Annotated in this window: 24 protein-coding genes; all 24 read left to right on the forward strand. The window is 72.1% G+C overall.

Annotated features, from left to right (window positions below):
• The coding region (locus EOE48_RS29415) for a hypothetical protein (RefSeq protein ID WP_187371563.1) at positions 1 to 419 on the forward strand (419 nt) is incomplete at its 5' end.
• Between the two features lie 2 nt (positions 420 to 421).
• Complete coding sequence (locus EOE48_RS26915; RefSeq protein ID WP_127733965.1) at positions 422 to 1636, forward strand: DUF7146 domain-containing protein; 1215 nt, start codon at positions 422 to 424, stop codon at positions 1634 to 1636.
• Positions 1636 to 2214 carry a hypothetical protein gene (locus EOE48_RS26920; RefSeq protein WP_127733966.1) on the forward strand — a complete coding sequence of 193 codons (579 nt, stop codon included), beginning with the start codon at positions 1636 to 1638 and terminating at the stop codon, positions 2212 to 2214. The genes EOE48_RS26915 and EOE48_RS26920 overlap by 1 nt, the downstream gene beginning before the upstream one ends.
• Positions 2214 to 4805 carry a DNA methyltransferase gene (locus EOE48_RS30340; RefSeq protein WP_127733967.1) on the forward strand — a complete coding sequence of 864 codons (2592 nt, stop codon included), beginning with the start codon at positions 2214 to 2216 and terminating at the stop codon, positions 4803 to 4805. The genes EOE48_RS26920 and EOE48_RS30340 overlap by 1 nt, the downstream gene beginning before the upstream one ends.
• A 26-nt stretch (positions 4806 to 4831) precedes the next feature.
• A complete protein-coding gene (locus tag EOE48_RS26930; RefSeq protein ID WP_127733968.1) occupies positions 4832 to 5323 on the forward strand; it encodes a hypothetical protein in 492 nt (163 codons plus the stop codon).
• A 48-nt stretch (positions 5324 to 5371) separates the two neighbouring features.
• Complete coding sequence (locus EOE48_RS26935; protein WP_127733969.1) at positions 5372 to 7132, forward strand: DNA primase family protein; 1761 nt, start codon at positions 5372 to 5374, stop codon at positions 7130 to 7132.
• Between the two features lie 337 nt (positions 7133 to 7469).
• A complete protein-coding gene (locus EOE48_RS26940) occupies positions 7470 to 8351 on the forward strand; it encodes a hypothetical protein (RefSeq protein ID WP_127733970.1) in 882 nt (293 codons plus the stop codon).
• Positions 8352 to 8465: 114 nt separating this feature from the next.
• The gene (locus EOE48_RS26945; protein ID WP_127733971.1) at positions 8466 to 8996 is read left to right on the forward strand and encodes a hypothetical protein; all 531 of its coding nucleotides are present in this window, start codon (positions 8466 to 8468) and stop codon (positions 8994 to 8996) included.
• 107 nt (positions 8997 to 9103) lie between these two features.
• On the forward strand, positions 9104 to 9709 hold the full coding sequence (locus EOE48_RS26950) for a hypothetical protein (RefSeq protein ID WP_127733972.1): 606 nt from the start codon (positions 9104 to 9106) through the stop codon (positions 9707 to 9709).
• Between the two features lie 4 nt (positions 9710 to 9713).
• The gene (locus EOE48_RS26955) at positions 9714 to 11864 is read left to right on the forward strand and encodes a phage terminase large subunit family protein (RefSeq protein WP_127733973.1); all 2151 of its coding nucleotides are present in this window, start codon (positions 9714 to 9716) and stop codon (positions 11862 to 11864) included.
• A gap of 6 nt (positions 11865 to 11870) precedes the next feature.
• Positions 11871 to 12089, forward strand: a complete 219-nt coding sequence (gene gpW, locus EOE48_RS26960; protein WP_127733974.1) for a gpW family head-tail joining protein — start codon at positions 11871 to 11873, stop codon at positions 12087 to 12089.
• Positions 12086 to 13744 (forward strand): phage portal protein, encoded by a 1659-nt coding sequence (locus EOE48_RS26965; protein ID WP_187371564.1) that lies wholly within the window; start codon positions 12086 to 12088, stop codon positions 13742 to 13744. Before gpW ends, EOE48_RS26965 begins: the two co-directional genes overlap by 4 nt.
• A 29-nt stretch (positions 13745 to 13773) precedes the next feature.
• Positions 13774 to 15027: a S49 family peptidase gene (locus EOE48_RS26970; protein ID WP_127733976.1), complete on the forward strand. Its 1254-nt coding sequence runs from the start codon at positions 13774 to 13776 to the stop codon at positions 15025 to 15027.
• 36 nt (positions 15028 to 15063) lie between these two features.
• On the forward strand, positions 15064 to 15426 hold the full coding sequence (locus EOE48_RS26975) for a head decoration protein (protein ID WP_127733977.1): 363 nt from the start codon (positions 15064 to 15066) through the stop codon (positions 15424 to 15426).
• A gap of 77 nt (positions 15427 to 15503) precedes the next feature.
• Entirely contained in the window at positions 15504 to 16577 is a 1074-nt protein-coding gene (locus EOE48_RS26980) for a major capsid protein (protein ID WP_127733978.1), read from the forward strand.
• 71 nt (positions 16578 to 16648) lie between these two features.
• A complete protein-coding gene (locus EOE48_RS26985) occupies positions 16649 to 16882 on the forward strand; it encodes a hypothetical protein (RefSeq protein WP_127733979.1) in 234 nt (77 codons plus the stop codon).
• Between the two features lie 7 nt (positions 16883 to 16889).
• On the forward strand, positions 16890 to 17315 hold the full coding sequence (locus EOE48_RS26990; RefSeq protein WP_127733980.1) for a hypothetical protein: 426 nt from the start codon (positions 16890 to 16892) through the stop codon (positions 17313 to 17315).
• Positions 17312 to 18085 (forward strand): hypothetical protein, encoded by a 774-nt coding sequence (locus EOE48_RS26995; protein ID WP_127733981.1) that lies wholly within the window; start codon positions 17312 to 17314, stop codon positions 18083 to 18085. Before EOE48_RS26990 ends, EOE48_RS26995 begins: the two co-directional genes overlap by 4 nt.
• An 8-nt stretch (positions 18086 to 18093) precedes the next feature.
• The gene (locus EOE48_RS27000; protein WP_127733982.1) at positions 18094 to 18657 is read left to right on the forward strand and encodes a phage baseplate assembly protein V; all 564 of its coding nucleotides are present in this window, start codon (positions 18094 to 18096) and stop codon (positions 18655 to 18657) included.
• Between the two features lie 15 nt (positions 18658 to 18672).
• On the forward strand, positions 18673 to 18882 hold the full coding sequence (locus EOE48_RS27005) for a hypothetical protein (RefSeq protein WP_127733983.1): 210 nt from the start codon (positions 18673 to 18675) through the stop codon (positions 18880 to 18882).
• Positions 18883 to 18889: 7 nt separating this feature from the next.
• Positions 18890 to 19309: a hypothetical protein gene (locus tag EOE48_RS27010; protein ID WP_127733984.1), complete on the forward strand. Its 420-nt coding sequence runs from the start codon at positions 18890 to 18892 to the stop codon at positions 19307 to 19309.
• A 15-nt stretch (positions 19310 to 19324) separates the two neighbouring features.
• Positions 19325 to 20344, forward strand: a complete 1020-nt coding sequence (locus EOE48_RS27015) for a baseplate J/gp47 family protein (RefSeq protein ID WP_127733985.1) — start codon at positions 19325 to 19327, stop codon at positions 20342 to 20344.
• Entirely contained in the window at positions 20337 to 21167 is an 831-nt protein-coding gene (locus EOE48_RS27020; RefSeq protein ID WP_127733986.1) for a phage tail protein I, read from the forward strand. Before EOE48_RS27015 ends, EOE48_RS27020 begins: the two co-directional genes overlap by 8 nt.
• Positions 21164 to 21709 carry a phage tail-collar fiber domain-containing protein gene (locus tag EOE48_RS27025; RefSeq protein ID WP_127733987.1) on the forward strand — a complete coding sequence of 182 codons (546 nt, stop codon included), beginning with the start codon at positions 21164 to 21166 and terminating at the stop codon, positions 21707 to 21709. The genes EOE48_RS27020 and EOE48_RS27025 overlap by 4 nt, the downstream gene beginning before the upstream one ends.
• The last annotated feature ends 9 nt before the right edge of the window (positions 21710 to 21718 follow it).

Here is a 21718-nt window from a genome sequence, read left to right on the forward strand (position 1 = left end):
CGGTCGCGCGCCCGGCCGAGATCGGGCACCGGCCCCGCGTCCTCGTCCAGGCCGCGCGCGATCGCGGCCGGGTCGCGGGCGACTTCCCCAACGCTGACATCCTGCTCGCCGCCCCCGCCCCCGGCGGCCGGGCCGCGAGGCTGTTCGCCGAGCTGCTGCGGCGCCGCGCCGGTCGCCGGGGCATGGCCACCGATCCCGAGGCGGACCTGCCGGCCGATGTCGCGGCCGATGCTCACCGCAGCACCTGCCTGCGCCAGGACCTGCACGCGCTCGCGGCCCTCTACGACCACTGCCCGACCCTCTACCCGGTCGTGGCGCTGCGCCGGGGCGACGGGCTGCCGGTGAACGGCGAGCGTCTGCGCGCCGCCCTCTCGGGTGCCGGCGGCTCGTCGCCCGCCCTCGCCTGCGCGGAGAGCTGACGATGGCCTCCGCGCGCGACGCCTGGATCGACGAGGCCCGCTCCGCCGACCTCGTCGCCTACGCCCGCACCCTGTCGCCGCGGCTCCACCGCAGCACGGGCGAGTGGACCGGCCCGTGCCCGGGCTGCCGCGGCCGCGACCGCTTCGCGATCTCGATCGCCAAGAACGTCTGGCGCTGCCGCGGCGGCGGCGGCGATCCGATCGGCGGCGACGTCATCGCGCTGGTGCGCCACGTCGAGGGCTGCGACTTCTTCACCGCCTGCGAGATCCTCACCGGCCGCCCGCGTCCCGGCGCCGAGCCCGAGACCGAGGAGCAGAGGACAGCCCGCCGCGCGGCGCGCGCCGCCCGCGAAGCCGAGCGCGAGCGGGAGCGGGCGGCGCAGGAGGCCGCGAGCGCGCGCTTTCGCGAGTGGGAGCGCACGAAGCTGTGGGACCTGTGGGAGGCCGCGGCCGACCTGACCGCGGGCGATCCCGCCACCGCCTACCTCGCTCGGCGCGGCCTCACCGCCCCGCCCGGGGCGCGGCTGCGCTGCGCGTTTGCCCACCCGTACTTCGCCCATGGCGGCCAGGGCGCGGCCGTGATCCACGAGGGCCCGGCGCTGCTCGCCGCGATCCGCGGGCCGGACGGGCGCTTCGCCGGCCTGCACGCGACCTGGATCGACCTCGCCCAGCCCGACGGCAAGCTCGTGCTCGCCGACGCCGCGACCGGCGAGATCCTGCCCGCCCGCAAGGCCCGCGGCTCGGTCGGCGGCGGACGGATCGAGCTCGTGCGCCACCCGTCTCCCGTGCGCCTCGTGCTCGGCGAGGGCGTCGAGACCGTGCTGTCGGCGTGGCGGGCGCTGTCCGCGCTGCGGCCGGACTTCGTGACTGGCGCCGCGTTCTGGGCCGGGATCAGCCTCGGCAACATTGCCGGCCGCGCCGCCGACCGGATCGCCCACCCGACCCTGACCCAGACCGATTCGCTCGGCCGTGTGCGCCGCCTGAGCGTCGGCGGGTCCGAGCCGCACCCCGAGCCCGGGCCGATGATCCCGCTGCCCGCGAGCGTCACCGAGCTGTGGCTGTGCGGCGACGGCGATTCCGACCGCTTCACCACCGCCCACGCCCTGGAGCGGGCCCGCCGCCGCTACCGGGCCGCCCACCCGGACCTCGCCGCCCACATCGCCTGGGCGGCCGAGGGCCAGGACTTCAACGACATGCTGATGGGAGCCGCCGCCTGATGCCCGCCTCCGCCCCCGACGTCCTCACCCTCGCCTTCGCCGCCGCGGGCGCCCGGCCGGTCGTCCGTCACCTCGCCTCGCACGTCGAGGGGCCGCGCGCGCCGCGGCCGGCGCCGGGGTTCTCGGGCCTCCTCGACCGTGTCCGGCCGGGCGCGGGGGCGGCCGAGGTCGGGCGCACCGCGCGGCTGGCGATCGACACCGTGCGCCGCGCCCGCGCCGGCGCCGAGGCGGTGCTGCCGGAAGCGCCGGTGCCCGCGCCCGTCCCCGCCCTCCCGGGCAGCGTCAAGGATGCGCTCGGCGGCTACAGCGCCGCGCAGCTCTACGCCCACGCCCGCGAGCAGCTCCTCGCGATCCGCTCCACCCTCGAATACGCCGAGGATCTCGCCTCGGGCCGGCACCTGCCGCGCCCCTGCCGGGCGACCCCGCTCGTCGAGTTCGAGACCCCGGCCTGCATCGCCGAGTTCGTCGCCACGACCCGGGTGCGCCATGCCCAGGCCGAGGCTGTGTGCCGGACCCTCGCCCTGTGCATCGGCCGCGAGGCGGTGCTCGGCGCGGCGCTGGAAGGGGAGGGCACGTGATGGCCGCCGCTCCCGACTACCGCCGATTCCTCGAGAGCAAGATCCGCCTCGCCGAGGCGACCGGCTTCGAGATCGCCGACGCGGACGTCCACCCGCGGCTCCTCGGGCATCAGCGCGCGGTCGTGCGCTGGGCCGTGCGCGGCGGCTGCCGGGCGATCTTCGCCCTGTTCGGGCTCGGCAAGACCGGCATGCAACTCGAGGTGCTGCGCCTGTGCCTCGCCTGGGCCGGCGGCCGCGGCCTGATCGTCGCCCCGCTCGGGGTGCGCCAGGAGTTCTTCCGCGAGGCCCGCGCGCTCGGCATCCCGCTCACCTTCGTGCGCTCGCTCGACGAGGCGCCCGAGAGCGGGCTCTGCCTCACGAACTACGAGGCGGTGCGCGACGGCCGTCTCGACCCGGCCGCCTTCACCGCCGTGAGCCTCGACGAGGCGTCCGTCCTGCGCTCGTTCGGCTCGAAGACCTACCAGACCTTCCTCCCCCTGTTCGAGGCGGTGCGCTTCCGCTTCGTCGCCACCGCAACGCCCTCGCCCAACCGCTACAAGGAAATCATCCACTACGCCGGCTTCCTCGGCGTGATGGACACGGGGCAGGCCCTGACCCGGTTCTTCCAGCGCAACTCCGAGAAGGCGGGCGACCTCACCCTCTACCCGCACAAGGAAGACGAGTTCTGGCTGTGGTGCGCCTCGTGGGCCGCCTTCCTGCAACGGCCCTCCGACCTCGGCTTCTCGGACGAGGGCTACGACCTGCCCCCGCTCACCGTGCGCTGGCACGAGGTCGAGACCAACCTCGCCGATGCCGGCGCCGAGCGCGACGGGCAGGGCATCCTGTTCCGGGCCGCCGCGGTCGGTCTCGCGAACGAGGCGCGCGAGCGGCGCGACACGCTGCCGGCCCGCATCGCCAAGCTGCGGGCGATCCTCGACGCCGATCCCGACAGCCACCGGCTGATCTGGCACGACCTCGAGGCGGAGCGCCACGCGATCCAGGCAGCCGTGCCGGACGCGGTCGCGGTCTACGGGACCCAGGACCTCGACGAGCGCGAGGCGGCGATCGTCGCGTTCTCCGACGGCGCGTTCCGCTACCTCGCCGCCAAGCCCGTCATCGCGGGTTCGGGCTGCAACTTCCAGCGCCACTGCCACAAGGCCGTGTTCGTGGGGGTCAGCCACAAGTTCAACGACTTCATCCAGGCGATCCACCGGATCCAGCGCTTCCAGCAAGCGTATCCGGTCGAGATCGACATCATCCATTCCGAGGCCGACCGGGAGGTCGTGCGCGACCTGCAGGCGAAGTGGGCGCGCCACGAGGAGATGGCGGCGCGCATGGCCGCGATCATCCGTACCCACGGGCTGCACCGCGCCAGCCTCGCCGGGGTCCTGACCCGCAGCCTCGGCGTGACCCGGGCCGAGACGATCGGCGACGGCTGGCAGCTCGCCCACAACGACTGCGTCGAGGAATGCCGCCACCTCGCGGACGATTCCCTCGACCTCGTCGTCACCTCGATCCCGTTCTCGAACCACTACGAGTATACGCCGAGCTACAACGATTTCGGCCACACCGACGACGACCGGCACTTCTTCGAGCAGATGGACTACCTGACGCCGCAGCTCCTGCGCGCGCTCAAGCCCGGCCGGCTCGCCTGCATCCACGTCAAGGACCGGATCCTGTTCGGCTCGGCCACCGGCACCGGCACCCCGACGGTCAACCCGTTCCACGCCAAGACCCTGTTCCACTACATGGAACACGGCTTCCTCTACATGGGGATGATCTTCATTGATACCGACGTCGTGCGGGAGAACAACCAGACGTATCGCCTGGGCTGGACCGAGAACGGCAAGGACTCGACCAAGATGGGCGTCGGCAGCCCGGAGTTCGTGCTGCTGTTCCGCAAGCTGCCGAGCGACCGCAGCAAGGCCTACGCCGACGAGCGGGTGACGAAGGACAAGCCGCTCTGCCTCACCGCCGACGGCCATCTGGTGGCGTTCGACGATAGGCTGCCGCCCCAGCCCGGCACCGGCTACTCGCGCGCCCGCTGGCAGGTCGACGCCCACGCCCGCTGGCGCTCGTCGGGCGACCGGTTGATGAGCGCGGAGGAGCTGGCGCGCCTCTCGCCCGAGGCGCTCGCGGCCTCCTTCCGCGCCGCGAGCCTGCGCGAGGTCTACGACCACGAGGCGCACGTGCGCCTCGGCGAGGAGCTGGCACAGCGCTTCGCCCTGCCGGCGACGTTCCTCAGCCTGTGGCCGGGCTCGAACCGACCCGATGTCTGGACCGACATCGCCCGGATGGTGACGCTCAACACCGATCAGGCGAGCAAGGGCCGCGAGAAGCATGTTTGCCCTCTGCAGCTCGACGTCGTCGATCGCCTGATCCGGCGCTACTCGCTGCCGGGCGAACTCGTCTTCGATCCCTTCGCCGGCCTCGGCACGGTGCCGCTGCGTGCCCTCAAGGCCGGCCGGCGCGGCCGCGGCTGCGAGCTGAACCCGGGCTACTTCGCCGATTCGGTCCGCTACCTGCGCGCAGCCGAACAGGGCCGGGCCGCCCTCTCGCTGTTCGACGCCCTCGACCTCGCCGCTTCGGCCACGCCCCAGGCGGCCGAGTGATGGCGCCCCTCCCGCGCGGATCGACCATGCCCGCCCCCAACCCGCTCCCCGACCTCGACGCACCGTTCTGGCGCGCCCTCCCGCTCGCCGAGTTCGCCGACCGCTTCGGCGAGTCCGGCCCGCCCGGCACGTTCGACCTCGCTCCGGGCTGGACGCTCGCCCTGGTGAGCCTGAGCTACCCGAGCGGACGTGCCACCCTCTGGGGCTGGGCGCGACCGCCCTTCGCGATCCACCTCGAGCACCTGCCCGTCCGCCCAGGCGACGACGGCGTGATCCGCACCCTCGCGGGCCTGAGCCATCTGCCCTCGGGACGGCGGATCGCGACCTTCTTTACGGAAAAGGACGCGGCCGCCGCCGCGATCGTGGCGCCGCTGCTCGTCGGCTCTGTCCCGTTCGATTCCGGCCACCGGGCAACCGAGGCGCTGCGCGCCGCAGGCTTCCGGCGCTGCCTCGCCCGCCTGCCCCACGGCGACACCGTCCGAGACCTCGCCGTGTTCTGGCGCCGCCTCGACGCCTGAGCCCCGCCATCCGCCGCCCGCATCGCACCTCGTCCGAGTGAGATCCCCGTGTCCGACGATCCCAAAGCCCGCATCGCGGACGCCTTCACCCCGCTGCCGGACCCGGAACCCGGTTTCGACGACGCCGACCGCTTCGAACCCTCGACCGACGACGTCGAGGAGGGCGACGCCCCGTCCGGATCGGGGCTCGACAACGTCGACGGCAGCGTCGTCGAGCGCTGCGCCGGTCTCGATCACTCTGACACCGACAACGGCCTGCGCCTGCGCCTGCATTTCGGCCGCGACCTCTCGGTCATGGCGCAGGAGGGCACGCCCGGCGGCGACTGGCTGGCGTGGTGCGGGACCCACTGGGATCTCGCCGGCGGCGCGTCCGGCGCGCGGATGATCGCCCAGCGCCTCGGCGACCGCATCGGCCTGGAGGCGGCCTACCTCGGCCACACCCCCGACGAGACGAAGGCGATCCGGGCCGGCAAGGCGGCCTCCCGCAAGGCGGCCGAGGACCGCACCGACGAGGATCGCGAGGCGATCGAGCGCAAGAGCAAGGCCGAGAAGGCGCTCGACCAGCGCCGCAGCCGCCGACGCGCCTTCGGGGTGACCTCGAAGAACAAGGGCCGGTTCGAGGCCGCGCTCGAATGCGCCGCGCCCCACCTGCGCCGCGCGCCCGACCGCTTCAACCCGGCCCGGCTCACCTTCGCGACCCTCACCCACACCCTGCGGTTCTCGCGCCGGCTCGACGAGGAAGCCAACGACGCCCTCGACCCGGAGGCCTACGCGGCCGCGCCGCGGGTCTACCGCGTCAGCCTGCACGCCGCGCCCGGTCACGAGCGCGACGACTGGATCACCGCCGTCGTGCCCACCGCCTACGATCCCGACGCGGTCGCGCCGCGCTGGGAGGCCTTCCTCGCCGAGATGCTGCCCGACGCCGACAAGCGCCGCACCGTGCAGCAGTTCGCCGGCGTCGGGCTCCTGGCGATCCCGGTCCAGCGGGTGATGTTCCACTACGGGCTCGGCGCCAACGGCAAGAGCGTGTTCCTCGAGGTGCTCTGCCGCCTGCTCGGCCCCGGCCTTGCCGTCGGCCTGCCGCGCGAATCCCTCGTCGGCGGATCGGAGCGCGCCGCCGGCGCGGCCTCGCCCGACATCGTGCGCCTGTACGGCAAGCGCCTCGTGCGCGTGACCGAGCTCAAGGCCGACGTGCCGGTCCAGGAGGATCTCATCAAGCGCCTGACCGGCGGCGAGGCGATCCCCGCCCGCACGCTGTTCAAGGGCTTCTTCGAGTTCCAGAACTTCGCCACCCCGCACATGTCGGGCAACGGCTTCCCGACCATCGACGGCACCGACAACGGCATCTGGCGGCGCATGCTGGTCGTGCACTGGGACCAGACGCTGCCCGAGGAGCGCCAGCGCGACTTCGAGGAGTTCGTGTCCGAGTTCGTGACCGAGGAAGGACCGGGCATCCTCAACTGGCTCATCGCGGGCGCCCGCGACTTCCTCCTTAACGGCCTGTCCGTCGCCACCTCGATTCGGGACGCGACGGGCGAGTACCGCGAGGAGATGGACCCGATCGGCGAGTTCGTCACCGCCTGCGTCGTCCAGGCTCAGGGCTACAAGGTCCAGGCCAACGACATGTATCAAGCCTACATGTCGTGGTCGCTCGCCAACGCCAAACGCGTCCGCTCGCAGACGAAGTTCGGGCGAACACTCAAGCAGCGCTTCGAGAAATCGAGCATCAACGGCTGTGTCTACTACATGAACTGCGACCTGCAGAACGTGCCGGCGCGCCCGGTCTCGGCCCGGAACCCGGAAGACTAGCGGCCGCGCGCGTCCCAACCCTCGACCCGCGGTAGACCGTCGAGAGGGTTGGTAGACCCCGGACCGCCGACCATCCAAGCGAAATTCGTCAATCCCTCGAAACCCTTGGCCGCGCCGGTAGAGGGTGTAGAGGGTTTTGCTCGCGTATAGGAATCCTACGGGGTTCGGGGTGGCGTCATGCTCGGCATGATGAGAAATTCCCATGTATAGGGGGAGACTATCTACACCCTCTACAACGGCTCTTAAACCATTGATGATGCAAGCTAATCACCCTCACAGAGGGTCTACCTGACCCTCTTTGAACCCTCGACAAGGGTCTACCTTGAGGTTGATGGCGATGCGCAAGCGGATCGGGATTGAGGAGTTCCTGTCCTGGGCCTACCGGGACGAGCTGCCGAAGGCGCAACCGGAGGGTGGTCTCGTCGGCCCGGAGAGCTTCCGGGGGTGCATGGGCGGCGTCCAGAGGGTCGAGGAACTCGGGACGCTGGTCGACGTCCCCGACAACCGCTACGGCGTCGTCGCCAACCGCTGGGCCGCCGACGATCCGCATCCGGACGCGGTCCTGGCCGCCGAGGCGGTCGAGGGGCTCGACCGCATGGTGGTCGACCTGCCCGACGACTGGAATCCGCTCGCCGACATGGGCGACCTCGGCCCGCTCGGCGCGGTCGCGATCCGCACCGGACTGCGCGGCCTCGTCACCCTTGACGCGGCCGGCCGGCGCACCCTGCGCTCGCAGGTCACCCCGCGCCGCCTCGTGTTCCGCCACGCGCTGATGCGCGACGCGCCCGATTGGGAAGGGGAGGCGCCCACGGTCGCCCTCACGCGCGGCGCCAACGGCAAGCCGCTGTGGTTTCGCCGGGCCGTGGTCGAGGGCGAGGCCGGCCCCTACGAAATCGAGGTCGACGGGATGGACCGCAAGCGGCGCATCCCGATGCCCGACGCCTACCAGAAGCCCTACCTCGACCCGTGTCCGGTCGATACGATCATCGGGCGCGGGGAATACGAGATCTGGCGTTCGGCCCTCGATCTCCTGCACGAGGACCTCGCCCCGCATCTCGCCGCCTTCGATCTCCAGCCCTGCTCCCGCCCGCAGCGCCCGTGGGAAGCGCCGGCCGCGCCGACCCGGCGGGTTTTCCACATCGGATTTCAGGGACCGCACAGAGGGCGGACCGAGTTGGAGGCACGTCTGGCGCGTCCGATCGTGCAGCACCAAGCTTGACGGCGCGCCTGGAATTTGGTGACACTCCGAACCGTCAGAACTGTGACTAACCCGAACCCCCGGCGCCCCCCGCCGGGGGTTTTTCGTTTGCCCGGGAGGCGGAGATGTAGCCCCATGCGCGTCACCGTCACGGTCGGCCCGGGCGCCGCCGCCTTCGCCGCCGGCCTCGCCGCGCTTCCGCCCAAGGCGCAGCGCGCGATGGTCGAGGGGTTGAACGAGGGCGGCGACAAGACCCGCACGCCCGTCCGGCGCGACCTGCGCGATCAGACGGACGTCAAGGCCTACGGCTCGATCGTCAAGCGCACCGACACCAAACGGGCGCACCCGGGCAAGCTGTCCTACGAGATCCTCGGCACCGGCAAGGGCATGCCGATCCTGGAGTTCCGCGTCAGCGCGGGCGTGCGCCGTCCGGTCACCGCCACCCCCTGGGGTGTCGCCCACACCTTCGCCCGCTCGTTCAAGACCTCCGGGCAAGGGCTGCTGCGGGCGCGCCTCGGACCGGGGCGCATGCCGATCCGCGCGCTCTACGGCCCGTCGGTCGCCAAGGAAATCGTCAAGGACCGCACCGCCGCGCACTTCCTCGCCGACGCCGCCCCGCGGGTCGAGGCGGCGGTGATGAAGCGGCTCGCCCGCATCCTGCCATGACCGGGCGCCGGACCCCGCCCCCTCCGCCGCCCCCGGGAGGGGGTAGGCCGCGGGTCCCTCCCCGGCGGGAGAGGACTGCGGGCGCCAAGCACCCGGGATTTTTCTAGTTGCTCGGTTTGAAAACCGATGCACAGGTCTGCACAGGCATGAGCACAGATTGCACAGATCTGGTCTCGATCTCGGAACTGCACAGGCGCTTGACGGCGGACGGGGTCGCTATCAACCGCTCGACCCTGTCGCGTTACATCACGCGCTATGCGGACGCCTTGAATCCGGTGATCCACGGGCGCGACACCCTAGTCTCCTACGCCGCGGTGGTCCGGCACCGGGCCGAGAACATCAACCTGCCCGCCGCGGCTCCCACCGGACGCCCCTCCTACGAGGAGCCCCGGCGCAATGGAGCGGCGAAGGCCCGCAAGGAGGAAGCTGACGCAGGGCTCCGGGAGCTCGAACTCGCCAAGGCCCGCGGTCAGCTCACCGCGACCACCGAGGTGGTCGAGGCGGCCCGCGAAGCCGTGAGTGCGCTGACCCAGGCCTTCGACCTCGCGCTCGCCGACACGGCCGAGCGTCTCGCCGCGGCGACCGGGCACGACGCCCGGGCGATCCGTCCTCACCTGCGCAAGCTCAAGGAGGCGGGCCTCGAGGCTTTCCGATCCGCCCTGACGAAAGCGCTCAGGCCCGGGGGAGGGGCACCAGTCGGGCCCGACGCGTGACCCCATGATGGCAGATCATGAGCACGACGCCTCTCTCGCAACCGGCCGCGCTGTCCTGTTCGCCGCCCTCGCTGCGGCCTGCGAGCCGGTTGAAGAGTTGACGGTGTCGCAATGGGCCGACCGCTTCCGGCACGTGTCGGCCGAATCCGGCTCGCCGTTTCCGGGTTTGTGGTCGACCGACCGAATGCCGCATCTGCGCGAGCCGATGGATTGCCTGCATCCAGATCACCCGGCAGCGAGCGTTACGCTCAAGTGTTCGGCGCAGATCGGCAAGTCCGAGGTCATCGTCAATTGGTTCGGCTATATCGTCGACCGGGCGCCCGGGCCGATGATGACCATGCTGCCCTCGCTCGACGAGGCGGTGAAGTTCAATCGGGTCAAGCTGCAGCCGACCATCGACGCGAGCCCCCAGATCCGCCATCGCGTGCGGCCCGAGAACTCGCGCGACGAGGCAGCCTCGACCACCTCGTTCAAGCGCTTCTCGGGCGGGTTCAACCAGATCGTCACAGCCTCCTCGTCGAAGGGGCTGCAGATGGTTTCGATCCGCTACATGGCGCGCGACGAGATCTCGGAATATCCGTTCGACACCGACGGTCGCGGCGACCCAATCGGCCAGTCCAAGGCACGCCTCAAGACCTACACCGGCCTCGGGCTGGCCAAAGAGCTCAACTGCTCGACGCCGAGCTTCGCGGGCCTCTGCCGGATCTCGATCCTGTTCGAGGCGGGTGACCGCCGCCGCCGCTACGTGCCCTGCCCGCATTGCGGCGCCTTCCAGGTTCTGACGCCGGCCAACCTGCAGGCGCCGAGCGAGGCGACCCGGGGGCGGGCGACCTTCGGGTGCCAGAACTGCGGGGCGCTGATCGACCAGATCGACCGCCCCGCGATGCTGGCGGCCGGCCGCTGGATCCCGACCTGGGTGCCCGAGGGCACGGCCCCGGTGCCGGAGGTGATGGCGGCGGACGAGATCGCCGCGTGGGCGTGCGAGCCCTGCACCGGACGCGTCGCCGGTCGCCAGCCGAGCTACGCGATCTGGGCCGCCTACTCGCCGCTCGAAGCGTGGACCGACATCTGGAAGCGGGGCGAGGACGCCAAGGCGGCGCCGATCCTGATGAAGGCCCACGTGCAGCAGGATCTGGGCGAGGCATATGAGGCGAAGTCCGACGCGCCGGCCTGGGAGAAACTGCACGCCGCCCGCGAGCCGTTCCCGCCCCGGATCGTGCCCTACCCGGCGGCAGTGCTCACCGGCTTCATCGACGTCCAGGGCAACCGCCTCGAGTGGGGCGTGTGGGCCTGGGGGCCGCGGCTGGAGGGCTGGCTCATCGACCGGGGCGTAATCCCGTTCCCGGCCGAGATCGACGAGGCCTGGGACGCGGTCGACGCGTTGCTCGCGCGAACCTACCCGACGCAGGGCGGCGGCGAGCTGCCGATCGACGTCGTCGGCATGGACACCGGGTTCAGCGCACCGGACCTGTACCTGCGCATCCGCGGCCGGTCGCTGCGGCTCAAGGCCTGCAAGGGCGCCAACAAGCCCGACGCGATTCCGCTCACCGTCGCGGTGGTGAAAATCCGCGACAAGACCGGGCGCGAACGGGGCGCGGTCGAGTTGCACCACATCGGCAACTTCGGATTGAAGGGCCGGATCTACCAGGGCCTCGCGAACCTCGTGGCAGGCCGCGATGCCTCGGGCCGGTTCAAGCCCGAGACGTTGCACCTGCCGATGGATCTCGTCGACGAGGCCTACTGCCGCCAGCTCACCGCCGAGATCCTCGTGGATCCGCGCGAGGAGGCGAAGGGCAAGTCGCGCCGCTCCCTCCACCAGCGCTCGGGCGACCAGCGCGTGTGGATGAAGAAGGCCGGTCAGGCGAACGAGGCGCTCGACATCGCGGTCGGGGCCCGCGCACTCGCCTTCGGCCTCGGCGTCGACGGCTACAGCCCGCAGCGCTGGGCCGAGTTGTGGCGCGAGCGGGCGATTGTCCCGAGTGCCCCCGATCTCTTCGCCGGCTCGCCCGAGACGCCTCCCCCCACCGCGGCGGCCACACCGGCGCCAGCAAGGGCCACTCCGCGCCTGTTCGCTCTGGCGAAAGGTAAGCCGGCGGGTGGTTCGACCACGAAGACCTCGGCTCTCGCCGCCCTCGCCGCCCTCAACCGGAGCTGATCACCAATGGCCACGCAGGCGATGCTCGACGAAGCCCGCGCGGCCTACCACCGGATCGTGACCGGCAAGGGCGTCGCCGAGGCGCGCGGAGCCGACGGTCGCACCGTCAAATGGCACCCGGGCAACCTCGCGGAGCTGCGCACCTATATCTCCGGCCTGGAGAAGGCGCTCGGCGTGCCGAGCATGTTCGCACGCACCCGCGGCCGCCGGGTGCTGTTCGGATGAGCGCCCCGACCATCCTCGGGCCCGACGGCAGCCCCATGGTGCGCCCGGCGCCGGTGCCGGCGCCGCGGGTCCGGTCCGCACCGCCGGCCGCGCCCCGCACCGCCATGACCTCGTTCGCCGGCGCCTCGCACACCGACAGCGATCTCGCGCTGTGGGAGCCTACCCACGCGTCGGGCGCCTCGGCGCTGTTTGGCGAGCGCGACACCCTGGTCGCGCGGGTGCACGACCTCGCGCGCAACGACGGCTGGGCCTCGGGCGGCATCACCCGGCAGGTCGACGCCATCATCGGGGCCGGCTGGCGCCTGTCGGCCAAGCCCAACGCCCGCTCGCTCGGCCTGCGCACCGCGACCGGCGCGATCGACTACGACGCCGCCGACGAGTTCGGCTCGGACATCGAGGCGGCGTGGCGCGACTACGTCGAGGATCCGGACTGCTGGTGCGATGTCGGGCGCCGCTTCACCATGGGCGGGCTCCTCGCGCTCGCGTTCCGCCACCGGATCATGGACGGCGAGGCGCTCGCCGCGCTCCTGTGGCGGCCGCGTGGCGGTCCGTTCGCGACGGCGGTCCAGATCATCGACCCAGACCGCCTGTCGAACCCGAGCAACGGCTTCGAGCAGAAGTACCTCCGCCAGGGCGTCGAACTCGACGGCGACTTCGCCCCGGTCGCCTACCACATCCGGGTCTCGCATCCCGGCGACCTCTATCTCGGCACCGACCCGTGGCGCTGGGAGCGGGTGCCGCGCGAGACCTCGTTCGGCCGGCGGGTGATGGTGCACGCCTACGAACCGGAGCGGGCCGACCAGATCCGCGGCACGCCGCTGCTCGCTCCGGTGATCAAGAAGCTCAAGATGCTCGGCCGCTACGACGAGGCCGAGTTGCAGGCGGCGGTGCTCAACGCGATCCTCGCCGCCTTCATTGAGAGCCCCTACGATCACGATCAGGTCGCGTCGCTGATGAGCGACGGGGACGCGGCCGAGGAACTCTCGGCCTACCAGCGCATGCGGCTCGGTTTTCACGAGGCCGCTCCGCTCAAGCTCGGCGGCGTGAAGCTCAACTTCCTGTCGCCCGGCGAGAAGGTCTCACTGACCAACCCCAACCACCCGAACCAGGTGTTCGAGCACTTCACCCGGGCCTCGCTCCGCAACGTCGCTTCGGCGATGGGCATGACCTACGAACAGCTCTCGATGGACTGGGGGCAGGTCAACTATTCGTCGGCCCGGGCCGCATTGCTCGAAGTCTGGCGCGGCTTCACGGCGCGCAAGGAGCACTTCGCTGCCCAGTTCATGCAGCCGATCTATGCGGCGTGGCTGGAGGAGGCTCTCGACCGCGGCATCGTGCGCGCACCCAAGGGTGCGCCGCCGTTCCGGGCGAAGAAGGCCGCCTACTGCGCGGCGAAGTGGATCGGGCCGGCGCGCGGCTGGGTCGATCCGCTGAAGGAGGCCTCGGCCGCGATCGAGCGGCTCGATGCCGGGATGTCGACGCGCGAGCGCGAGGCGGCCGAGCAGGGCTCCGACTGGCAGGAGGACGCCCAGCAGCAGGCGCGCGAGCGCCGCTACCTCCAGGCGCTCGGGATCGACCCGGACGCCGAGGAGGGCAGGGGCCGCAAGGCCCGCCGTCGCGCGGCGCGCGAGGACAAGGACGACGAGGGCCGGTGAGCCCTCACGCGTCGCGAGGGAGACCGATCATGTCGAACCTGATGGCGGCCCTCTTCCCGGAGGGCCGCGGCGCGCTCGTGGACGAGGGGGCGGCCGGCGAAATCGCCGCCTGCCTGTCGGCTGCGATGAGCGATCCGCGCGCCCCCGAGCTGATGAGCGTGCAGGGGGCGGCCGAGGACGGGTTCTGGCCCGCGCCGGGGCACTGGATGACCGCCTACCGCCCCTACGTGGTGGCGAACGGCGTGCTCCAGATCCCGGTCAAGGGGGTGCTGCTCGCCAACCTGTCGCTTGCCTGGGGCGCCTACGCCACCGGCTACGTCTACATCCGCCGGGCGCTGGAGCGCGGGCTGGCAGACCCGCAGGTCAAGGGCATCGCGCTCCTGTGCGACAGCCCGGGCGGCGAGGTCGCCGGCAACTTCGATCTCGTCGACGCGATCTTCGCGGCGCGCGGCACGAAGCCGATCCGCGCCTTCGCCCACGAACGTGCCTACTCGGCGGCCTACTCGATCGCCAGCGCGGCCGACCGGATCGTGGTCTCGCGCACCGGCGGCGTCGGCTCGGTCGGCGTCGTCACCTCGCACACCGACGCCTCGGTCGCGCTGGAACGCGCCGGGCTCAAGGTGACCTTCATCTTCGCCGGCCGCCACAAGGTCGACGGCAATCCGACCGAGCCGCTGCCCGACGCCGTCAAGGCCCGCTGGCAGGCGCGGATCGACGAGCTGATGGACGTGTTCGTCGCCACGGTCGCCCGCAACCGCGGGATGAAGGCCGAGGCGGTGCGCGCGACCGAGGCCCTCACCTACACCGCGAGCCAGTCGATCGCGGCCGGCCTCGCCGACGAGATCGGCTCCCTCGCGGACGCCGTGGCCGCCTTTGCGGCGGACCTCAACCCCAGTTCCGAGGACGAGACCATGTCGACGATCACCGAGGCCGACCACGCCGCTGCCGTCGCGAGCGCCCGCAGCGCCGGCGAGACCGCCGGGCAGGCGGCCGGCGCCGCGAGCGCCAAGACCCGGATCCAGGCGATCCTCGGCGCCGACGAGGCCAACGGCCGCGAGACCCTCGCCCAGCACTTCGCCTTCCAGACCGACCTGCCGGCCGAGGCCGCCGTCGCCGCGCTCGGCGCCGCCCCGAAGGCCGCTGCCCCGGGCGGCTCGGGCCTCGCCGCCGACATGGCCCGTGAGGGCCAGCCGAACCTCGGCGCGCCGCCGGCCGACCAGAGCCGGATGAGCGAGACCGACAAGGGGGCGGCCGCCGCCAAGGCGCTCCTCGGCAAGGCCTGACGCCCGTCCCATCCCTCTCGCAGAAGGCCCCCGGCCATGGATTACGGCACCTTCGATCCGACCTCCCTCATCGTCGGCGACTGCCCCAAGCACCGTCCGATGACCATCGCGGCGGGCAACGCGTACCCCCGCGGCACCGTGCTCGGCCGCATCACGGCGACCGACAAGTACGTGCGGTCCGTCCGGACCGCGAACGACGGCTCGCAGGCCCCCGTCGCTGTGCTCGCCGCCGACGTCGACGCGACCGCCGCCGACACCATGGCGCCGGCCTACGACGACGGCCAGTTCGCCGCCGAGCTCCTCGGGCTCGATGCGAGCTGGACGGTCGTCCAGCTCCAAGCCGCGTGGCGTCAGGCCGGCAGCCGGCTCTACGCCCGCTCGGTCGGCCAGAACGGCTGACCCGCACCCTTCCAACACCCGCGTCGCGCACAGGAGCCGTTCCGGCTCCTGATCCGTTTCAGGAGCCTCGCTCACCGATGTCGATCAACGTCAACTCCACCGCGGCGCTGCTCGGCGCCTTCGGCGTGCTGGACCGCGCCCGCCCCGTCCTGCTGACCCTGTTCTTCCGGATGATGCAGACCTTCGAGACCGAAGAGGTCTACTTCGACCGGGTGCAGCGGGCCCGTCGCCTCGCCCCGCTCGTCGTGCCGACCGTCGAGGGCAAGCCGGACCGCTCGCGCGGCTACCAGACCCTCGGGTTCAAGCCGCCCTACCTCAAGCCCAAGCACCCGATCGAGCCGATCAAGGCGCTCAAGCGCGTCGCCGGCGAGCGGTTGCTCGGCGACCTCAGCCCCAAGCAGCGCTTCGACCTCGCTCTCCTCGATAACATGCTGATCGAGGACGACGAGATCACCCGGTTCGAGGAGTGGATGGCCTCGCAGATCCTGCGCACCGGCGCGGTGAGCTGCAAGAGCGACAACCACCCCGAGGTCTACGTCGATCTCCAGCGCAACCCGCTCCACACCACCGCCCTCACCGGCGCGCTGCGGTGGGGGCAGACCGGCGTCGATCCACTGCAGAACCTGCGCAGTTGGGCGACCACGGTGCAGAACAACTCGGGCTTCCACCCGGGCGTCGTCGTGATGGATCCGCTCGCGGCCGACCTGTTCATCAACGCGCCCGGCGTGCTGCGGGTGATGAACGCCTTCCGCCAGACTTCCGGCAACGTCGACCTCGCCGGCAAGGTCGCGGGCGGCGCGCTCGGCGAGGAGGTGCAGTACCTCGGTACGATCGGGCAGTTCGACATCTTCGTCTACCAGCAGATCTACACCGACGCGGCCGGCGCCACCCAGAAGATGATGCCGGACTACACGGTCATCATGGGCAGCCCGACCGGCTGCGGCGGCGTGCGGACCTACGGCGCTGTCATCGACGCCGACGCGATCGACGGCGCGCCCGACGACGGCAGCGCGGTCAACCGGGTCGCGATGAGCCGCTTCCCGAAGGTGTGGAAGAACAAGGACCCGGGCGTGTGGTTCTCGATGACGCAGTCGGCCCCGCTGCCGCTGCTCGGCTGGGCCGACGCGACCTTCTGCGCCACCGTCAACTGACGGTGCGCCGGCGGCGGCCGTGAATGCGGCTGCCGCCATCCTCCTCGTTCCCTCATGGAAGGTTCGGCCCGATGGCCCTCAAGAAGATCATCCCGGCGGTCGCGCTTCACCGTCCGAAGAAGGATTTCAAGCCGTTCGAGTACGATACCCTCGGCGGGGTGCTCGGCGGCAAGTACAGCGTCGAGGTGGTGGCGCCGGGCACCCCGGTCGAGATCGACGCCGACGAGGCCGACGAGCTGATCGCCCGCGGCCTCGCGCAGGAGGTGAAGACCAAGGCCGAGCCGCCGGCCGGCACGGCATCCTGATCCGCCCATGGCCTCGCTGTTCGCAGACGCCATGGCGGAGGCCGACGCGGTTCTCGTCGAGGAGTTCGGCGAGCGGGTGCGCATCGAGCCGCGCCTCGCCCTCGGCCCCGGCCGGGGCGAGTTGAGCGGGCCGCGCCCCGACCCCGAGCGAGAGGTGCGTGAGGTCCGCGCACAGTTCACGCTCCGGGGGGCCGTCGACACCCTTGAGGGGGTGCGGCAGGGCACCAAACTCAACGGAATGACGCGGTTGGCGGTCGCCGAGGCGCATCTGCGGATGTCCGCGGCCGTGCTCGCCGGGCTCGGCTACCCGCTCCAGGCCGACGACCGGATCGTGCTCGTCGAGCGCGCCGGCCAACCGGCCTACGCGATCGTCAAGCCCGAGCCGTCGGACCTCGCCGACGGCCGCTACCCTCTCGTCGCGAGCCGGTCATGAGCCTCGTCGGTCTCGCCATCCGCACCTGCCTCAAGCGGGCGCTCCTCGACGTCACCTTCGCCGAGGAGCGGGTCTACGACAGCCTCATCACCCCGCTCGACGAACTCGCCTTCGAGGGCACGAAGCCCCTCATCGTCGTGTCGGTCGACGACGACGAGCGCCGCGCCGCCAAGGAATCGCCTCGCCGGCTCGACCGCTACCTCGACGTCGTGATCGAGATGACGCTGGCCGGCGGGATCGAGGTCGTCGAGGGCGAGGCCCGGGTGCTCGTGCCGCACACCGACGCAGGCCTCGAGTTGACCCTCGACGTCATGGCCTGGCAGGTGCGCCACGCGCTCAAGGACCCGACGAACCCCTGGGCCGAACTCTACCGGACCTTCCGCGGCAGCGTGCGCGGGATGGTGACCCGGCGCGGCGCCAGCACCGAGAAGGGCGTGCGGTTCGCCGCGCGCCAGATCATCCTCACCCTCGATCCGCTGCTCGACCCCGAGCGCGGGCGCGGCGCGCCGCCCGAGCCGTGGGACCGGCTGTTCGCGAAGATGGCCGCCGACGACGAGCTGGCCGCCTACGCCCCGGTGCTGGCCGCGCTCCTCACCGGCTCGACCCTGCCGCCCTGGCAGGCACTCCAGGCGCAGCTCGGCCAGACCCGCGACGTGATGGCGGCGCTCGGCTACGACGCGCTGCCCGGCGCCGAGACCGAGCCGCCGGCGACGCGGCTCACCATCGACACCCCCCGCGGTCCCCTCGTCGAGGCGGCCGCCCCGCCGTAGGGCTGATTATGAGCGATCTCGCCGACCTCCTCGCCGTCGTCCAGGCCCAGGCGCGCCAGATCGCGGCGCTGGAGGACCGGGTCGCCAAGCTGATCCGGGTCGGTCCGGTGACCGACAGCGAGCACGGCAAGGGAGTGCGGGTCGATCTCGGCGGCGGCGAGGACGGCAAGCCGAACAAGTCGACGTGGTTGCAGAACGCCGACGCGACCGGGGCGACGAGCGTGCGCCCGCGGGTCGGCGATCAGGTGGTGGTGCTCAGTCCCAACGGCGACCAGGAGCAGGGCGTCGTCCACCCGTTCGACCATTCCGACGACCGCAAGAACCCGGCGCCGGACGGCGAGACGAGCGTGCTGTGGAAGCGCGACGGCGTCACCCACACCGTTCGGGACGGGGTTTGTACGATCGAAGCCAAGACGATCGTGCTGAAATCGGGGGGCGTGTCCTACACGCTGGACGAGAACCACACGTTCAAGGGCGGCAAGGTCAAGCACGACGACAAGAACATCGGCGCGACCCACGTGCACCCTGGCATCGAGCGCGGGCCCTCGAAGACCGATCCGCCGGATCCGTAACCTTCGGAGACATCCATGGACACGAAGCTGTATCGCGTCACCGCGGCCGCGCCGGCGCGGCTGTTCGGCCGGCGCGCCGGCGAGGGCGACCTGCTGACCCTGACCGAGCGCGAGGCGCGCTTCGAGGTCGACCAGGGCTGGATCGAGGAGGTCGCCGACACGCCGACCGCCGTCGTGATGGGCTCGGACGGCCCGGGCCTCTCCTTCGGCACCCTGACCGAGTAGACCGGCCATGGCCTCCTGCGGCCTCGACCGCGTCACGGGCCTGCCGATCACCGACCTCGCCCACGTCGCCCAGCACGTCGAGACGCTCTACGCCACGCGCCTCGGCCAGATGATCATGCTCGGCCACTACGCCGGCGGCCTGCCCGAGATCCTCGGCAAGCGCATCACCCCGCGCAACATCGCCCTCTACCGCCTCCTGCTCGCCCTGCCGATCGCCACCTGGGAGCCGCGGCTGTCCGTCGTGGCGATCCAGGCCCAGGGCAACACGGCAAGCGCCGTCGTGCTCGGCGAGATGCGCTTCCAGGTGCTCGCGCACTACCGCCCGCGCGGCCATCTCGGCGACCTCGCCGTCGAGGGCGGGGTGCGCGGCTTCCGCCTCGGCGCGACCGCCAACCGGCTCACCTTCGCCCTCGACACCCTCGCCTGATCCGAAGGACCCGCCATGGCCGTCACGCGGCGCTTCGCCGACATCGACCTGTCGCGCCTGCCCGCGCTGCCGGCCCAGCCGGACTTCGACGCGGTCTTCTCCGCCCGCATGGCCGACGTCGCCGACCGGCTCAACGCCGCCGGCATCCCCTACGACGTCGGCAGGAAGATCGCCGGCGACACCGTGCCGATCCTCCAGCGCGCCGCGGCCTACCGCGAGGTCTACGTCTACGCCGCCTTCGACGCGGCGATCCGCGCCGTCCTGCTCGCGACCGCCTGGGGCGTGTTCCTCGACCACCTCGGCGCCAGTCAGGTGCCGCCGGTCGAGCGCCTGCCGCTCGTCACCGAGCCGCGCGCCTACGCCGAGGCCCCCGAGGACTGGGAGCTGGACGACGACTTCCGCGCCCGCATCCAACTCGCGCCCGAGGCCCTGTCGACCTGCGGGCCCGAGGGCGGCTACCTGTTCTTCGCGCTCTCGGTCGCCGGCGTGAAGGCGGCCGCGGCCTACGGGCCGATGAGCTTCGGCGGCACGCCCGACGCGCCGTTCGCCCCGCTCGGGCAGGTCCGCGTGCCGATCGTCGCCACCGCGGCCGCGAGCGCGGCCACCGGCGGCAACGGGGCGGCCCCGGCCGCGCTCGTCGCCGCCGTGCAGGCGGCGCTCTCCGACCGCACCCGCCGGCCGCTCGCCGACTTCGTCGTGGTCGAGCCGGCGCCGATCCTGACCTACCGCATCGAGGCGGTGCTCTACGTCGGCCCGGGCGCCGACCGCGGCGTGGTCAAGGCCGAGGCCGAGCGGCGCCTCGCGGCGCAGGCCGCGCGCCAGCACCGGCCGGGCGCGGCGCAACTGCGCCAGATGCTGTTCGGTGCCGCCTACGTGCCGGACGCCTCCGGGGCGATCCTCGTCGAGGAGGTCGACCTGATCGCGCCGGCCGCCGACGTCAACGCGGCGGCGATCGGCCCGGCCTCGCCGTCGGCCGCCTACGCGGCGCCCTACTGCACCGAGATCGTCGTGCGCGTCGAGACCCCCGATGAGTGAGCGACCCGAGCGCCTCGACCTCCTGCCCGACCACGCCACGCCGCGCGAGCGGGCGCTCGCCGGCACCGACGGGCGCTTCGAGGACATCGAGGCCGACCGGGTGCGGCGCATCGGCGGGCCGGCGGTCGCGGAAGTGCCGGCCGACTACCTGCCGCAGCGCGCCTGGGGCGCCTCGGTCGACGTGTGGGATCCGGACTGGCCGGAGGCGGTGCGCCGCGACGTGATCGCGTTCGCCCCGGAGGTGCACCGCTACAAGGGCACGCCGCGGGCGGTGACGCGGGCGCTGGCGGCGCTGCGGGTGACCACCCGCATGACCGAGTGGCACGAGACCACCCCGCGGGGGCGGCCCTACACTTTCTCGGTCGTCGCGCTGGCGCGCTCGCGCCTCTACGGCGGCTCGCCGGTCCTCGACGAGCGGGTCGTGCGGGCGATCCACGCGACCGTGATGCGGATCAAGCCGCTGTCGCGGGCCTTCGATCTCGCGGTCGGGGTCGAACTCACGGCCGAGCCGAGCCTCGCCGCGGCGGGCGTCGGGGTGCTGCTCGACGGCCGCATCGCCGAGGCCGGGCCCGCGACCGACTTCGCCGCCGACATGAGCGTGGCGGCGGCGGGCGTCGGGCTGCTGCTCGATCACCGGGTCGTGGATGCCGGGCCTGCGACCGATTTCGCGGCCGAGCCGGCGCTCGCCTCGGCGGGCGTGGGTCTCCTCCTCGATCACCACCTCGCCGAGGCCGGTCCGGCGACGGCCTTCGCGGCCGGGTCCGGCCTCGCGGCGGTGGGGACCGCCTTCCTCCTCCTCTCCGTCACAGCCGAGGCCGCATGAGCGACGTCGAACCGATCAAGCCGACGATCACCGCCGCAGGGATCGCCAAGGCACGGGCCGCCACAGAGGGCGGCTTCAAGGTCAGCATCACCCATGTCGGGCTCGGCGACGGCGCCGGCGCCGGCTACACCGTGACCCGGGGGCAGACGAAGCTGGTCCGCGAACGGCTCAAGGTGCCGATCGGCGGCGGCGAGGTGATCGGCGAGGACACCGTCGCGCTCAACACGATCATCCCGCCCGGCGAGACGTTCCCGATCCGCGAGCTGGGGTTCTACGCCGACGACGTGCTGTTCGCGGTGTGGAGCGAGTCGATCGAGCTGGCGGCGCGGCCGACGCGCGCCTCGCTGATCCTGCAATTCACCCTCCGCCTGCTCGGCATCCCCTCCGACGTCGTGACCGTGTCGACCTCGGGCATGAGCCTCAACATCAGCATCGCCCCGGCGATGACCGACCTCTCGCTCGCAATCGTCCAGCTCCAGGAACGCTCCCTGTCGCAGGACGTCGCGCGCTTCTCCGACGTCATCCGCAGCACGTACCGCTAGGGACAGGTC

The sequence above is a fragment of the Methylobacterium oryzihabitans genome (assembly GCF_004004555.2).
Taxonomy (GTDB): Bacteria; Pseudomonadota; Alphaproteobacteria; order Rhizobiales; family Beijerinckiaceae; genus Methylobacterium; species Methylobacterium oryzihabitans.